This window comes from Streptosporangium sp. NPDC000563 (genome assembly GCF_040299985.1).
GTDB lineage: Bacteria > Actinomycetota > Actinomycetes > Streptosporangiales > Streptosporangiaceae > Streptosporangium.
The window spans coordinates 12,734-28,502 of the sequence record NZ_JBEPDA010000040.1 but is presented as its reverse complement, the minus strand read 5'-3'; the positions used below and the strand labels follow the sequence as shown (position 1 = coordinate 28,502).

At 72.4% G+C, this 15,769-nt stretch carries 12 protein-coding genes; all 12 read left to right on the top strand.

From position 1 onward, the window contains the following. Positions 1-2 precede the first annotated feature (2 nt). The 12 genes from ABT352_RS39230 to ABT352_RS39175 all read left to right on the top strand — a co-directional run bounded on the left by ABT352_RS39230 (position 3) and on the right by ABT352_RS39175 (position 15,656). Complete coding sequence (locus tag ABT352_RS39230) at positions 3-3,110, top strand: type I polyketide synthase (protein WP_350950134.1); 3,108 nt, start codon at positions 3-5, stop codon at positions 3,108-3,110. Then, positions 3,107-5,026, top strand: coding sequence for an HAD-IIIC family phosphatase (locus tag ABT352_RS39225; RefSeq protein ID WP_350950133.1), 1,920 nt, complete (start codon positions 3,107-3,109; stop codon positions 5,024-5,026). The genes ABT352_RS39230 and ABT352_RS39225 overlap by 4 nt, the downstream gene beginning before the upstream one ends. 76 nt (positions 5,027-5,102) lie before the next feature. Next, positions 5,103-6,089 (top strand): LLM class flavin-dependent oxidoreductase, encoded by a 987-nt coding sequence (locus ABT352_RS39220; RefSeq protein ID WP_350950132.1) that lies wholly within the window; start codon positions 5,103-5,105, stop codon positions 6,087-6,089. Positions 6,090-6,235: 146 nt separating this feature from the next. Then, positions 6,236-7,894, top strand: coding sequence for an ABC transporter substrate-binding protein (locus ABT352_RS39215; protein ID WP_350950131.1), 1,659 nt, complete (start codon positions 6,236-6,238; stop codon positions 7,892-7,894). Beyond that, on the top strand, positions 7,879-8,880 hold the full coding sequence (locus ABT352_RS39210) for an ABC transporter permease (protein ID WP_350950130.1): 1,002 nt from the start codon (positions 7,879-7,881) through the stop codon (positions 8,878-8,880). Before ABT352_RS39215 ends, ABT352_RS39210 begins: the two co-directional genes overlap by 16 nt. Continuing rightward, positions 8,877-9,677 (top strand): ABC transporter permease, encoded by an 801-nt coding sequence (locus ABT352_RS39205; RefSeq protein WP_350950129.1) that lies wholly within the window; start codon positions 8,877-8,879, stop codon positions 9,675-9,677. The genes ABT352_RS39210 and ABT352_RS39205 overlap by 4 nt, the downstream gene beginning before the upstream one ends. Continuing rightward, positions 9,674-11,389, top strand: coding sequence for a dipeptide ABC transporter ATP-binding protein (locus ABT352_RS39200; RefSeq protein WP_350950128.1), 1,716 nt, complete (start codon positions 9,674-9,676; stop codon positions 11,387-11,389). The genes ABT352_RS39205 and ABT352_RS39200 overlap by 4 nt, the downstream gene beginning before the upstream one ends. Before the next feature lie 116 nt (positions 11,390-11,505). Continuing rightward, positions 11,506-12,693 carry a cytochrome P450 gene (locus ABT352_RS39195; RefSeq protein ID WP_350950127.1) on the top strand — a complete coding sequence of 396 codons (1,188 nt, stop codon included), beginning with the start codon at positions 11,506-11,508 and terminating at the stop codon, positions 12,691-12,693. A gap of 6 nt (positions 12,694-12,699) precedes the next feature. Continuing rightward, positions 12,700-12,906, top strand: a complete 207-nt coding sequence (locus ABT352_RS39190; protein WP_350950126.1) for a ferredoxin — start codon at positions 12,700-12,702, stop codon at positions 12,904-12,906. Positions 12,907-12,963: 57 nt separating this feature from the next. Then, entirely contained in the window at positions 12,964-14,133 is a 1,170-nt protein-coding gene (locus ABT352_RS39185) for an acyltransferase family protein (protein ID WP_350950125.1), read from the top strand. Positions 14,134-14,187: 54 nt separating this feature from the next. Continuing rightward, positions 14,188-15,426 carry a cytochrome P450 gene (locus ABT352_RS39180; protein WP_350950124.1) on the top strand — a complete coding sequence of 413 codons (1,239 nt, stop codon included), beginning with the start codon at positions 14,188-14,190 and terminating at the stop codon, positions 15,424-15,426. Between the two features lie 11 nt (positions 15,427-15,437). Continuing rightward, complete coding sequence (locus ABT352_RS39175; RefSeq protein WP_350950123.1) at positions 15,438-15,656, top strand: ferredoxin; 219 nt, start codon at positions 15,438-15,440, stop codon at positions 15,654-15,656. The last annotated feature ends 113 nt before the right edge of the window (positions 15,657-15,769 follow it).

Sequence of the window (15,769 nt, the reverse complement as noted above, 5' to 3'; positions counted from 1 at the left end):
GTATGAGTGACGAGAAGAAGCTGGTCGAGTACCTCCAGTGGACGACCGGCGAGCTCGCCCGGGTGAAGAGGGAGCTGGCCGCGCTGTCGAACCCGGACCCGGTGGCCGTGGTCGCGATGGCCTGCCGCTACCCCGGCGGGGTTCGCTCGCCCGAGGACCTGTGGCGGGTGGTCGCCGACGGCGTCGACACCGTCGGCGAACCGCCGCGGGACCGCGGCTGGGACGCGGCCCTGCGGGAACGGGCGAGGGCCGGCGGCTTCCTGGACGACGCGGCCGGATTCGACGCCGCCTTCTTCGGGATCTCCCCCAGGGAGGCCGTGGCGATGGATCCGCAGCACCGGCAGCTGCTGGAGGTCTCCTGGGAGGCCCTGGAGCGCGCGGGGATCGTCCCGAGGTCGCTGCGGGGCAGCCGGACCGGGGTGTTCACCGGGGTGATCTACCAGGACTACGCGCCCGCGATCGACGACGCGCCCCCCGAGCTCGACGGCTACCTCATGACCGGCAACGCGGCGAGTGTGGCGTCCGGGCGGGTGGCGTACACCTTCGGCTTCGAGGGGCCCGCGCTCAGCGTCGACACCGCCTGCTCGTCCTCGCTCGTGGCGATCCACCTCGCCGCCGACTCGCTGCGCCGCTCCGAGTGCGACCTCGCGCTCGCCGGAGGGGTGACGGTGATGGCCACCCCCCGGGTCTTCGTGGAGTTCGGGCTCCAGGGCGGGCTCGCCGCGGACGGTCGCTGCAAGGCGTTCGCCGACGCGGCCGACGGCACCGGCTTCGGCGAGGGCGTGGGGGTGCTGGTGCTGGAGCGGCTCGGGGACGCCCTGCGCAACGGGCACCCGGTCCTGGCGGTGATCCGCGGTTCGGCGATCAACTCCGACGGGGCGAGCAACGGGCTCACCGCGCCGAGCGGGACCGCCCAGGAGAAGGTGATCGAGGCGGCCCTGCGCGGCGCGGGGCTGTCGCCGGCCGAGGTGGACGCGGTCGAGGCGCACGGGACCGGCACCGCGCTCGGGGACCCGATCGAGGCGGGCGCCCTGATCGCGGCCTACGGCACCGCGAGGCGACGACCGCTGTGGCTGGGTTCGGTCAAGTCGAACCTGGGGCACACGCAGGCCGCGGCGGGAGTCGCCGGTGTGATCAAGATGGTGCAGGCGCTGCGGCACGGCGTGCTGCCCGCGACGCTGCACGTGGCCGATCGGTCCACCCTGGTCGACTGGGAAGACGGCGGGGTGGCACCGCTGGAGCACGCCCTTCCCTGGCCGCGCGGCGACCGTCCGCGCAGGGCGGGTGTCTCCTCGTTCGGGATCAGCGGGACCAACGCGCACCTGCTCGTCGAGGAGGCGCCGGTGGCCGAAGGGGAGTCACCGGCCGCAGGGGCCGAGGCAGGGAACCCGCCGGTGGCCGTCCCCTGGCTCCTTTCCGGCAAGACGCCCGAGGCGGTGCGGGCACAGGCCGCCCGGCTGGGTGACCTCCTGCGCTCGGGAAGGGAGACCGATCTCGCCGCCGTGGCCCGCACCCTGGCGGGACGGCGCTCGGAGTTCAGGTACCGGGCGGTGGCGCTCGGCTCCGGCGCCGCCGAGCTCACCCGCGAACTGGACGCGCTCGCCGGGCCGTCCGGCCCGATCGTCACGGCGGGTGCGGCGCCGAAGGTGGCGTTCGTGTTCAGCGGCCAGGGGACCCAGCGGGCGCGGATGGGACGCGAGCTGTACGAGAGGTTCCCGGTCTACGCCGAGGCGTTCGACGCCGCCTGCGCCGCACTGGACCTGGCCAGACGGGTCCACCACGCCGAAGGCCCGCCCCTGGGCGAGGTGGTGTCCGCCGCGGCCGACGGCCCGCTGGGAGGGCTGCTGCGGCGCACGGAGTTCGCCCAGCCCGCGCTGTTCGCCACCCAGCTCGCGCTCTGCCGGCTCGCCGAGCACCTGGGCCTGGTCGCCCACGCGCTGCTCGGCCACTCCGTCGGGGAGCTCACCGCGGCACACGTCGCCGGGGCGCTCTCGCTGGAGCAGGCCGCGCGCCTGGTCGTGGTACGGGCACTGGCGATGCAGTCCGCGCCGGAAGGCGGGGGCATGGTGTCGCTGCGGGCCCCCGAGGCGGAGGTGCGGGCATCCCTGGCCGAGCTGGACGGACGGGTGTCCGTGGCGGCGGTCAACGGGCCGAGGTCGACCGTGGTCTCCGGCGACGCGGACGCGGTGCGGGGACTGGCCGCCCGATGGCGCTCCCGTGGGGTGCGTACGAAGGCGCTCGCGGTCGGCCATGCCTTCCACTCGCCGCACATGGACCCCGCGCTGCCGCGGCTGGTGGAGGCGGCGGCGGGACTGGACGTCGGCGAACCCGCGACCCCCCTGGTCTCCAACACCACGGGCCTGGTGGCGACGCGGGACGAGCTGGCCGCGCCGGACTACTGGGCCGCCCAGGTGCGCGGCACGGTCCGTTTCCACGACGGCGTGCTCACCCTGCGGGGCCTGGGCGTCGACACCTTCGTCGAGATCGGTCCCGACACCACGATGACCGGAATGATCGCGGACTGCCTGGCAGGGGAGCGGGACGGCGTGTCGGCGATCCCGCTGGTGCGAGACCCCGCAGCGGAGGCCCGGTCGGTGTTGCGCGGTGCCGCGCAGGCCCACGCGCGCGGCGTGCGGATCGACTGGGAGAAGGTGCTCGGCGAGGGGCCGGTCGCCGATCCGGCCACCGTGCCGACCTACCCGTTCCGGCACGAACGCTACTGGCTCATCCCGCCGAGAAGACACGGACGGGACCTGCCACCGTACGAGCCGACGACGGCACCGGCCGCCGCGTCGCCGGCGCCGTCGCCGGTGCCGCCGCCCGGCCTGCCCGAGGGCGAGCGCCACGACCTCCTGACGTCGCTGGTGCTGACGGCGGTGGCCGACGCGCTCGGCCACTCCCACGGCGCGATCGGCCCGGCGGACGACCTGACCCAGATCGGCATCACCTCCTTCGGCGCGCTGGAGATCGCCGCCAGGCTCTCCAGGGAGATCGGCGTCGACGTGCGGGTGGGGCTGGTGCTCGACCACGGCACCGCCCGCGAACTCGCGTTCCGGCTGGAGGAACTGCTCGGCCCGCAGAACGCGCCGGCACTGCTGGAGAAGCGATGACCTCCACGAGCGCCGAGGCGCGCGCGTGCCTGCGCTCGCTGCACCGCGAGGGGGCGCTCGCGGCGCGCTACGACGAGGTCGCGGCACTGCTGGCCGCGATGGACGAGGAGGACGCCGCCCGGTCGGCGCGGCTGCTGGAGCGGGTCGACGTGGAGGCCGCCCGCGAACATCATCCGGGGCTTCCGCTCGCGGCCGTGACCGTCACCGGACACGGCACGCTCGGTGCGCTGCGCACCGCGCTCATCGGCGAGCTGGCCCGCCACGGATATCTGCCGGACGTCCGGCTCGCCGACTTCGGCTCGTACGCGTTCGAGCTGGGCGATCCCGGCAGTGCCCTGTACGCCGGACGGCCCGACGTGACCGTCTGCGTACTCGACCACGCGGCCGTGTTCGACGAGGTCGGCGTGCCGTTCACGGTGGACGACGTGGAGCGCGTGCTGGAGGAGAAGCTGGCGCTGTGGCGGCGGCTGGCGGCGCGGTTCGGGGAGAGCGGGTCCGGCGCGCTCGTGTTCAACACCGTGCCGCTGCCCCGGGTGTGGCAGGCGCAGTTGCTGGACCATCCGTCGAGGGCGCGGCTCGGCGCGGTCTGGCGGCGGGCCAACGCCGAGTTGCTGGCGTTCGGCGAGTCGGTGGAGCGGGTCGTGGTGATGGACCTCGACCCGCTGCTGACGGCGCCGATCGAGCTGTCCGATCCGCGGTTCGAGGTCTACGCGCGGGCGCACCTGTCGGACGCCCTGCTCGGCGCGTACGCCCGTGAACTGGCCCATCTGGTGCGGGCCCGGACGGGGCGTGCCAGGAAGGTGCTCGCCGTCGACCTCGACCAGACGCTGTGGGGCGGAGTCCTCGGCGACGACGGGGTGGAGGGCATCGAGGTGGCCCACGGACGGCGAGGCGAGGCTTTCCAGCGGTTCCAGAAGGTGGTGGCGCAGCTGCAGTCGCAGGGTGTCCTGCTGGCCGCGGTGAGCAAGAACGACCAGGAGACCGTGCTCGCCGCGCTGCGGGGACACCCCGACATGGTGGTGCGCGAGGACGCCTTCGTCCGCATCCTCGCCAACTGGCGGCCGAAACCGGCCAATCTGCGCGTCCTGGCGCGGGAGCTGAACCTGGGCGGGGACAGCGTGGTGTTCGCCGACGACAGCGTCCACGAGTGCGCCGCGGTCGCGGCGGAGCTGCCGGAGACGGCGGTGATCCACCTGGACGGCGACCCGGCGCTGCACGTGACGCGGCTGCTGGCCGACGGCTGGTTCACCGTGAACGAGGTGACCACGGAGGACCGCGTCCGGACGCGGCGCTACCACGAGGAGGCGGCGCGCTCGGAGTTCCTGTTCGCGGCGGGGTCGGCCGAGGAGTTCCTGGGCGGGCTGGGGGTGTCCGTACGGCTGGCGCCCGCCACCGGCGCCGACGTCGCGCGGCTGTCGCAGATCACCTTGCGCACCAACCAGTTCAACCTCACCACCGAGCGCCTCTCCCCGGAGGCGGTGCGTGAGCGGGCGGAGCGGCCGGGGTCGCGGGTGCTGACGCTGTCGGCGGCCGACCGGTTCGGGAGCAACGGGATCGTCGGAGCGGTCTTCCTGCGGGCGCTGCCGGAGGGGTTGCTGATCGAGAACCTCCTGCTGAGCTGCCGGGTGTTCGCCCGGGGGATCGAGCAGGCGTGCCTGGCCGCGGTGCTCGGCCAGGCACGTGCCGCGGGTTTTCCTGCCGTGCACGGTGACTACGTGGCGAGCGCGAGGAACGCGAAGGTCGCGGACTTCTACCCGCACTACGGGTTCACCGCGACGGAGGTGACGCCGCGGCGGTCGCGGTACGCGCACGACCTCGGCGAGATCGTCGGCGTGCCGGGCCATCTCACGCTGGAGGTCGCGGGCCGGGTGGTGCCGGCCCCGGCCGGTCCCGCGGAGGCGGCGTTGACAAGCTGAGGCATCCTCGATTTAACTTGCGGACATAACATGAGGAAGCCTCCGTATATGTGTGAACGGGATGAGGGAGAGGGCATTGCCTGAGGGAATCGCGGTCTCGGTGCACGACACCGCGCCGGTCTGGCGAGGTGACACGGCGGGTGACGCGCTGCGCCGTTCGATCGATCTGGCCAAGGCCGTGGAGGCGCTCGGTTACCGGCGTTACTGGGTGGCCGAACACCACAACACGCCGGCGCTGGCGGCGTCGAGCCCCGCGGTGCTCGCCGGGCCCATCCTGGAGGCGACCTCCAGCATCCGGGTCGGCTCGGGCGCGGTGCTGCTGCCGAACCACTCGCCCCTGGTGGTCGCCGAGCAGTTCGGAGTCCTGGCCGGCCTCTATCCGGGCCGGGTCGACCTGGGGCTCGGGCGCGCCCCGGGCGGCTCCGGCGAGATCGCGGCCCGCATCGGCGACCCGCGCCGGCTGGACTTCGGCGACGCGCTGCACGAGCTGCGCGAGTACTTCGCCGGAGGCAGCGGCGGCGTGCGGGCGATCCCGGAGCCGGCGATCGCGCCCGAGCTGTGGATGGTGGGCTCCAGCACCGGCAGCGCCGCCTACGCGGGCCGGGCGGGCCTGCCCTACGTCTACGCGCACGCGATCGTGGGGGGCGGTGCCCCCGAGGCGCTCGACGCCTACCGCCGGGCCTTCCGGCCCTCGCCGTGGCTGTCCGAGCCGCACGCGTGCGTGGCGGTGATCGTCGTCGCCGCCGACACCGACGAGCGGGCCCACCGGCTGGCCGCCTCCTTCGTGTTCGGCCAGATCCTGATGCGCACCGTGGATCCGGGCACCGTGCTGCCCACCGAGGAGGAGACCGCGGCGCACACGTTCACCCCGCAGGAGGAGCGCTTCCTGCGGGACCGGATCGACCCGCAGTTCGTCGGCTCCCCGGAACGGATCACCCCCCGCCTGACCGAGCTGCTGCGCCGGACCCGCGCCGACGAGCTGTTCGTGCTCACCCAGGTGCCCGACCACGCCGCCCGGATCCGCTCGTACGAGTTGCTCGCCAAGATCGTCTCATCCCTGTAGGCCGCACGGGCCGGTGCGCCCGAGCACCGGCCACAGCTCTCCTCAGCCCGCGTTCAGCCCGGCTTTAGAACCGCCGAGCACTGTGTGTCTGTCCAGCCGGAGAACGACCTCCGGCGCACCCCGACGTTCGAACGATGAGGATGAGGATGGCTGCTGCTACGAGGTCCCGGTCACGCAGGCCCGCCACCATGGCGGGGGCCGCCACGTTGATGCTGGCACTGGCCACCGCGTGTTCCTCCGGCGCGGACGGCGCCACGACAGGGGAGGGGAGCGCCGCCGCGCAGCCCAGGAGCGGCGGCACGCTGCGCCTGGCCGTCGAGAAGGAACCCGAGTGCCTGGACCCGCACCAGAGCCCCACCGAGTCGGCCAGGGCCCTCACCCGGCCGATCCTGGACTCGCTGGTCCACCAGGACGCGCAGGGAGCCATCGGTCCCTGGCTGGCCACGCGCTGGGAGGTCTCGCCGGACCGGCTCACCTACACCTTCGACCTCCGTCAGGGCGTGACGTTCACCGACGGGGAGAGGTTCGACGCCCAGGCGGTGGTCGCCAACCTCGACCACGTGGTGGCTCCGGAGACGAAGTCGCTGCTCGCCGGAAGCCTGCTCGCGGCCTACCGGTCGGCCAAGGCCGTCGGCCCCTCCACGGTCGAGGTCAGGCTCAAGCGGCCCGACTCGGGATTCCTCGCCGCGCTGGCCCTGCCCAACCTGGGCATCCAGTCCCCGCCCACCCTCAAGGGCTCCCCCTCCGCGCTGTGCGCGAAGATCGTCGGAACCGGCCCCTTCCGCAGTGACACGGGGCTCGTGCCGCAGAAGGGCATCGACTACGTCAGGAACCCCTCCTACGACTGGGCGCCGGAACCGCGTCGCGGCCCGGCGCGGCTGGAGCGGATCGAGGTCAAGGTCGTGCCGGACAACGCCGCCCGGCTGGGCGCGCTCACCAGCGGCCAGGTCGACGCGGTCACCGGCCTGTCGCCGACGAGCCTCAACACGCTCAAGAGCACGCCCGGGTTCACCCTGCACTCGACGCCGTTCCCCGGGATCAACTACAGCTACTGGCCCAACACCGCGAGCGGCCCGCTCAGCGACGTCAACGTGCGCAAGGCGCTGCGTACCGGCATCGACTGGGCGCAGATCGTGAAGAACGTCTACTTCGGCGTGTACGAAGGCGCCCAGGGGGTGCTCTCGTCCGGCACACCGGGCTACGACGGCTCGCTCGCCCCGGCCTACGCCCACGACCCGGCCGAGGCGGAGCGGCTGCTCGACCAGGCCGGCTGGACCGGGCGCGACGCGGCCGGGTACCGCACGAAGAACGGCAAACGTCTCACCCTGCGCCACATGTGGTCCGACGGGTCCGTGGCCAACCTCGCCACGCAGATCCAGTCCGCGGCGAAGGGACTCGGCGTCGAACTGGTCGAGGAGAACCTCGACGGCGGGACCTTCGTCAAGCGCCTGCTGGACGGTGACTACGAACTGATCGACACCAGCTTCTCCGCGCCGGGGCCGGACGTGTTGCGCGTCCTGTTCGGCGCCGACAACATCCCCACGCCCAAGCGCGGGATCAGCAACAACATGGCACGCTACGACAACCCGGAGGTGGAGGCAGGCTTCCGGCGCGCGCTCGGCGCCGAGAACCAGGCCGAGCAGCACCGCGCCTACGCCGAGGTGCAGAAGCGCATCACCGAGGACGCCGCGGTCCTGCCGATCTACTCGCCCCTGTCCACGGTGACCGTACGCGAGGGCGTCCGGGAGGTCGGCTTCAACGCCGACGGCACCCCCGACCTGTACGGCGCATGGCTCGCGTCCTGAACGTGCCCGCCGCCGAGGCGGCGGACGCGGAGCCCTCACGCCGTAGAAGCGGGGCGGCGCGTCTCGTGCTGGTGCGCGTGGCCGCCTCGGTGGCCGTGCTGTGGGGAGCGGTCACGGCGACGTTCCTGCTGCTGCGGGTGATGCCGGGCGGCACCGCCGACGTGCTGCTCGCCCGCTCCGCCGTCACCCCGGAGGTGCGCGAGCGGATCATCGCCGAGTACCGGCTCGACGATCCGCTCGTGGCGCAGTACCTCGCCTACCTCACCAGGATCGCGCGGGGGGAGTTCGGCGAGTCGTACGTGCTGCGCAGGCCGGTGTGGGACGCGATCGGATCCCAGCTCCCCGACACCCTGCTGCTGGTCCTGGCGACCCTGCTGGTCACGCTGGTCGCCTCCGTCCTGCTCGCCGTGGTGAGCGCGAACCGCCGACGGTGGGTGCGCTCGTCGTTCTCCGCGACCGAGTCGCTGGTGGTGGCGCTGCCGCCCTTCTGGCTCGGGCTGCTGCTGCTGACGGTGTTCTCCTTCAACCTGCACTGGTTCCCGGCCATCGGCTCCTCCTCCCTGTCCGGCCTCGTGCTGCCGACCGCCGCGCTGGCCGCGGGGCCGGTCGCGGTGATGACGGGGGTGCTGCGCGACGGGTTGCTGCGCGCGCTGGAGGACCCGTTCGTGGTGACCGCCCGCTCGCGGGGCATCGGCGAGCTCGCGCTGCGCCTGCGGCACGTGCTGCGGCACGCGCTGCTGCCCGCCACCACGCTCCTGGGCTGGATCGCCGGCTCGCTCATCGGAGGCGCGGTGATCATCGAGATCGTCTTCTCCCGGCAGGGGATCGGACGGCTGGTGCTGTTCGCGGTGGAGAACAAGGACATGCCCGTGGTGATCGCGATCGTGCTGCTCACCGCGGTCGTGTTCGTGCTGGTCAACATCGTGGTCGACATCCTGGTCCGGGTGATCGACCCCAGGACGCGAGAGGCGGGGAGCCGGCCGTGACCAAGAGCTTCTGGCCGGGGGCGATCGTGCTGGCACTGCTGGCCGCGATGGCGCTCTTCCCGTCGCTGTTCACCGGGACGGACCCCGACGCGGCCGACCTGAACGCGACGCTGCGGCCGCCCGACGGCACGCACTGGCTCGGCACCGACCAGAACGGCAGGGACCTGTACGCCAGGATCGTTCACGGCGCCGGCCCCTCCCTGCTGATAGGCGCCGGCGCGGTCGGGCTCGCGCTGGCCGTGGGTGTCCTGGTCGGGGTCGCCGCCGCGCAGCTCGGCCGGACCATGGACCAGGTGCTCAGCAGGTCGCTCGACGTGATCCTCTCCGTCCCCGGCCTGCTGCTGGTGTTCCTGGTCGTCGCGGTGCTGGGACCCGGCGGCGGCCCGGCCAGCGTGGGCCTGGCGGTGATCTCCCTGCCGGGCTTCGCCAGGGTGACACGCGCGGAGGTGATCAGGCTGCGCACAGCGCACTACGTCGAGGCGGCCCACGGGTTCGGCTGGTCGCGCGTCCAGGTGGTCCTGCGGCACATCCTGCCCAACGCGCTCGGCCCGGTCATGGTGCTGGCGACGGTGACCCTGGGAGCGATGATCGTGGCGGGCTCCTCGCTGAGCTTCGTGGGCCTGGGCCCCCAGCCGCCGACCGCCGAATGGGGCGCGATGCTCGCCGACAGCCAGGAGTTCCTCGCGATCGCCTGGTGGCCGGCGGCGTTCCCCGGGGCCGCCATCACGATCGCGGTCCTGTCCATCACCGTCGTCGGCGGGCACCTGCGGCAGCGGATCGAACGGGGGCGGACATGAGCCTGGTATCCGGCGACACGACGGACACGAGCCCGGCGCCCGGGGACACCGGGGACACCGGGGACACCGGGGACACGAGGGAACTGCTGCGCGTCCGGGACCTCACCGTCGGCTTCTCGACGGGCCGCGGGCACGTCGACGCGGTGCGGGGCGTGTCCTTCCGCATCGACCGCGGGCAGGTGGTGGCGATCGTCGGTGAGTCCGGCTCCGGCAAGAGCGTCACCGCGCGCAGCCTGGTGGGACTGGCCGGCGACGGCGCCGACGTGCGGGCGGAAGAGCTCGCGTTCGACGGGCTCGACCTGCGCCGGGTGCGGGGCCGAGGCTGGCGTGCGCTGCGCGGGCGACGCGTCGGCTTCGTCCTGCAGGACGCCCTGGGCTCCCTCGATCCGCTGCGCCGCGTCGGCGCCGAGGTGGCGGAACCCCTGCGCGAGCACCGGACCGTGCCCTCGGGCGAGATCGGCGACGAGGTCGTACGGCTGCTCGACTCGGTGGGCGTCCCCCTGCCGGAGAGCCGGGCACGGCAGTACCCGCACGAGATGTCGGGCGGGCTGCGGCAACGCGCCCTGATCGCCTCGGCCCTGGCCGCGCGGCCCGACCTGCTGATCGCCGACGAGCCGACGACGGCGCTGGACGCGACGGTGCAGAGGCAGGTGCTCGCGCTGTTGCGCGAGCGCGCGGGCGACGGCACGGCGATCCTGCTCATCAGCCATGACCTCGGCGTCGTCGCGGAGATCGCCGACCACGTGTACGTGATGAAGGACGGGCGGTTCGTCGAGGACGGCCCGACGCGCGAGATGCTCCAGGCGCCCTCCCACCCCTACACCAGGGCCCTGGTCGCCGCCGCGCTCGGGCAGGGACGGGGCCTGGCGCGGGGCGCGGGGATCGCGTCGGCCGACCCCGATCCGCGTCCCGGTCCCGGTCCCGGACAGGTGGTGCTGAGCGCCGAAGGGCTGGTCAAGAGGTACAGGCTGCCGGGCAAGGGCGCGTTCACCGCGGTGGACGAGGTGTCGGTCGAGGTACGGGCCGGTGAGACGCTCGGCATCGTCGGAGAGTCGGGGTCGGGGAAGACGACCGTGGGCCGGCTGCTGCTGGGCCTGGCCGCGCCGGACGCCGGCCGGGTCGAGGTGAACAGGCGGACCTGGAGCGAACTGCGCGGCCCCGAACGGCGGGCGGCCCGCCGCCGGATCCAGATGATCTACCAGCACCCGCTCGCCTCCTTCGATCCCCGCTACACCGCGAGGCGGCTTCTGGAGGAGCCCCTGCGCGCGCAGGGCACCCCCGGCGCCGAACGCGCACGACGGGTGGCGGAACTCCTGGAGCACGTGGGCCTGGACGAGGAGGTGCTCGGCCGGCGGGCACGTGAGCTGTCCGGAGGCCAGCGGCAGCGCCTCGCGATCGCGCGGGCACTCGCCCCGCGACCGGACGTCATCATCTGCGACGAACCGGTCTCGGCCCTGGACGCGGTGATCCAGGCGCAGGTGCTCGACGTCCTGACCGACGTTCAGGAAAGGCTCGGCGTGGCCTACGTATTCATTTCCCACGACCTGGGTGTCGTCCACAGGATCAGTCACGAAGTGGCGGTCATGAAAGACGGAAAAGTGGTCGAGTCCGGCGACATAAGAAAAGTATTCGAAGCTCCGGAGCATCAATACACAAAGACCCTCCTGGAAGCGGTTCCCCGGCTTCACCGGGCCGCTCGGGGCAGCGCATAAGCAATTCTTAAACAACGCTGAACCGGCCTTGCCCAATATTTCGTTCCTGCCTAATGTCGTTGTCGTCGCACGGCACCGGCGGCGCCCTTTTCTTGTCTCGCCGAAGGATGAAGGAAATGACGGAAGCTCCGCCGTATCCGCAGAAACGCACCTGCCCGTACGAGCCGCCGCCCGGATATCGGGAGATCGGCGAGCGGGGGCCGGTGCTCAAGGTGACGCTCTTCGACGGCCGCGAGGCGTGGATGGTGACGGGGTACCGGGAGTCGCGGGAGATCCTCACCCACCCGAACCTGTCCTCGCAGCGCACCCACCCCGGGTTCCCCATCGTCGCCCCCCGCTTCCGCTCGCAGATCGCCCGCACCCTCGCGCTCATCGCGATGGACCCGCCCGTCCACGACATCTACCGGCGCTACCTCAACCCGCACTTCAGCCTCAAGACGGTTCGCGGAATGCGTCCCCAGCTTGAGGAGATCGTGTCCGGATACATCGACGCGATCATCGACCACGGCCCTCCCGCCGACCTGGTGCCGCTGCTCGCGGTGCCGCTCCCGTCCCTGGTGATCTGCCGGCATCTCGGCGTCCCCTACACCGACCACGACTTCTTCCAGGACGCCAGCGGCAAGGTGATGCTGGGCACCGAGCAGGAGTCGGCGACGGCGGCCCAGGACCTGGTCGACTACATCGACCGGCTGGTGGCCGCACAGATCAAGGAACCCACCGACGGCCTGCTCGGCACGCTGGTGAGGGAGCGGGTCATCCCCGGCGACGTCGGGCACGACGAGCTGGTCTCGATCGCGCTGGTGCTCCTGATCGCCGCTCACGAGACGACCTCCTCCTCTCTCGCCCTGGGCGTCATCACGCTGCTGGAGCACCCGGACCAGCTGGCGCTGGTGCTTCAGGACCCCTCCCGCCTGCCCGGCGCGATCGAGGAACTCCTGCGCTACATCGCGACCACGGACCTCGTCGCGACCAGGGTCGCCAAGGGGGACATCGAGATCGCGGGCCACCTCATCCGGGAGGGGGAGGGGGTGCTCGTCTCGGGCACCCTGGCCAACCGGGACGAGCAGGTGCACCGGCGGGCCCACGAGTTCGACGTCCTGCGCGAGGACACCCACCACCTCACCTTCGGGTTCGGCATCCACCAGTGTCTCGGCCAGAACCTGGCCCGGCTCGAACTGGAGGTCGCCCTGCACCAGCTGCTCACCCGGATCCCGGGGATACGGCTGGCCGTACCCGTGGACGAACTGCCCATCCTCGGCGCGGGCACCGTGCAGCGGGTGCTCCAGCTGCCGGTCGAATGGTGACGCCGGATGTGGGTGCGGGCGGATCGGGAGCGCTGCATCAGTGGCGGGCGCTGCATGGCCGCCACCTCCGAGGTCTTCGATCAGGACGATGACGGCCTGGTCGTCGTGCTCACCCCGCGGCCCGAGCCGCAGCAGGAGGAACGGGTCCGCAGGGCCGCCTTCCTCTGCCCGGCGCAGGCCATCCGGATCAGCGAGAAATCACCGGGGGACTGACCTCCCCACAGGTTCGGGCCGGCCCCGTACGAAGGCCGGCCGAAGAAAGCAGAAAAGATGACTCATTCGACGCACCCGTCGAAGGAGGCCGCGCGGCTCCCCTCGCTCACCGGGTTGAGATTCGTGGCGGCGTTCCTGGTGTTCGTGTGCCACGCCTGTGTCCTGGGTTTCTTCCACCGGGAGACCGCGGCCTTCCTGCAGACCTTCGCCTTCGCCTCGGGCTGGCTCGGTGTGGAGTTCTTCTTCGTGCTGAGCGGGTTCGTGCTGACCTGGTCGGTGCGGGAGGGACAGTCCAGGACGAGCTTCTGGCGCCGGCGCCTGGTCAAGGTCTACCCGGTCCACGTGGTGACCTGGCTGGCCGCGCTCGGCCTGGCCGTGTGGGCGGGCCAGGCCGTGGACCTGCCCAAGCTGCTGCCGAGCCTGCTGCTCGTGCACACCTGGTATCCCCGGATGGACGTGATCATCACGATCAACGTCGTCACCTGGTCCCTCGCCTGCGACCTGCTCTTCTATCTGGCCTTCCCCTTCCTGTACGCGCTCGTCCGCAGGATCTCCGCCCGGCGGCTGTGGTGGGCGGCCGGCGCCGTCGCCGCCGTGATCGCCCTGCTGCCCGCCGTCGCCCTCCTCGCCCTGCCGGGAACACCCCGGCTCCCGGGCCAGGACATGTCGTTCGTGCAGAACTGGTTCCTGGTCTCCTTCCCGCCGATCAGGGCACTGGACTTCGTCCTCGGCATCGTCATGGCCCGCATAGTGCTGACGGGCCGGCGGGTCCCGCTGGGCGTGGGCCGGGCGCTGCTGGTCCTGGCGGCGGGGTTCGCCCTGCAGATGTACCTGTGGCCGAGCGTCTACGGGCTCACCGCGACGATCGCGCTGCCGCTGGCGCTGCTGATCGCGGCCGTGGCCGCCGCGGACGAGCGGGGCGCGCCCACGCCGTTTCGCGGCCGGATCCTGCGCTGGCTGGGCGGGGTCTCGTACGCCTCCTACCTGGCGCACTTCCTGGTCCTGCACTTCGGGCACCTCGCGATCGGCGCGGAGCGGACATGGGACGTGCCGGCCGCCCTCGGTGTCATCGCGGTTCTGTTCGGGGTCACCACGGCGGTGGCGTGGGCACTGAACCGCCTCGTCGAGGAACCCGCCATGCGCGCGTGGGCACAGCCGCGCCCTCACCCCCTGTCGCCCGGCGGCGCGCTACGACCGGAGACCCCCGCCCCGGAACCGGCGAGCTGACCGCACCCTCACACCCGCGACGACGGACGGAAAAACGACAGGAGGCACCACATCGTGAACACTCCCATCCCGGCCGAGGACGAGCGGCTCTTCGCCTACCCCCAGGACCGGAGCTGCCCCTGGCAACCCTCTCCCGGATACCGGGGACTGGGGGAGCAGGGGCCGCTGCACCGGGTACGGCTGTGGGACGGAAAGTCCATCTGGATGGTGACCGGGCACGCGCAGGCACGGCGGTTGCTCGCCGACCCGCGTATGTCGGCCGACCGTTCCCGCGACGACTTCCCCGCGGTCCTGCCCCGGCTGGACGCCCCCATCTTCAAGCCCATCGCCATCATCGGGTTCGACCCGCCCGTGCACGACATCCACCGCCGCCTGCTCGCCCCCGACTTCAGCCTCAAGCAGGTGCGCGCTCTGCGCGCGAGCGTCGAGGAGCTCGCGGGCAGGCTGGTGGACGAACTGCTCCGCAAAGGGCCGCCCGCGGAGTTGGTCGAGGACTACGCGCTGCCGATCCCGTCCATGGTGATCTCGGAGCTGCTCGGCGTGCCGTACGACGACCACGCGTTCTTCGAGGCGATGACGAACGGGCTGCTCCAGGCCAAGAGCGCGCAGGACGCCGAGGCGGCGGGCCAGGCGCTCTGGGACTACCTGGACGGGCTGATCACCACCAAGGAACGTGAACCCGGTGGGGCGGGGGTGCTGAGCAGACTGGTGGGTCAGGTCGACGAGGACGGCGACCTGACCCGGGAGGACCTGGTGCGCATCGCGCTGGCGCTGCTGATCGGAGGGCACGACACGACGTCCCAGATGATCGCGCTCGGGGTGGTCACCCTGCTGGAACACTCGGACCAGCTGGCGGCGCTGCGCGCGGACCCGGGCGCACTGCCCGCCGCGGTGGACGAGTTGCTGCGGATGGTGTCGGTGACGGACGTCTCGGGAGTGCGGGTGGCGACCGAGGACATCGAGATCGACGGACACGTCATCCGGGCCGGAGAAGGGGTCCTGGTCTCCTCCTCGATGACCAACCGCGACCCCGCGGTCTTCTCCGACCCGTACCGGTTCGACATCCGCCGCGCCGGCGGGCACAACGCCGCCTCCGGCCGCCACCACCTCACGTTCGGGTTCGGCATCCACCAGTGCCTCGGCCAGAACCTGGCGCGGATGGAGCTGGAGGTCGCGTTCTCCGTCCTCTTCGACCGGATCCCGGACCTGCGGCTCGCCGTGCCGCTGGACAGGCTGCCCACGCGCGGCGGCGGCACGATGCAGGGCGTGCACACCCTGCCCGTCGAGTGGTGAGAGGAGAAACGATGAAGGTGACCGCCGACCGGCGTCGCTGCATGGCCGCCGGCCACTGCGCGATCAGCGCGCCCGCGGTGTTCGACCACGGAGAGGACGGCCTGGTCGTCGTCCTGGACGCGGATCCGGGAGAGGACGCCCGGGAGGCCGTGGAGACGGCCGAGGACCTGTGCCCGTCCCGGGCGATCGCCGTCGCGCCCGCGGGCGCCGAGCGGATACCGAGCGGGTGACGCCGGGATCGGTGCGCCGGTGTGGGGCCGGGGGGGGGGCGCCGGGCGGGCGCCCGCCCCCCCCCCCGGCAGCGCCACCCACAACACCCCCAACCCCACAAACAAAAAGAAAA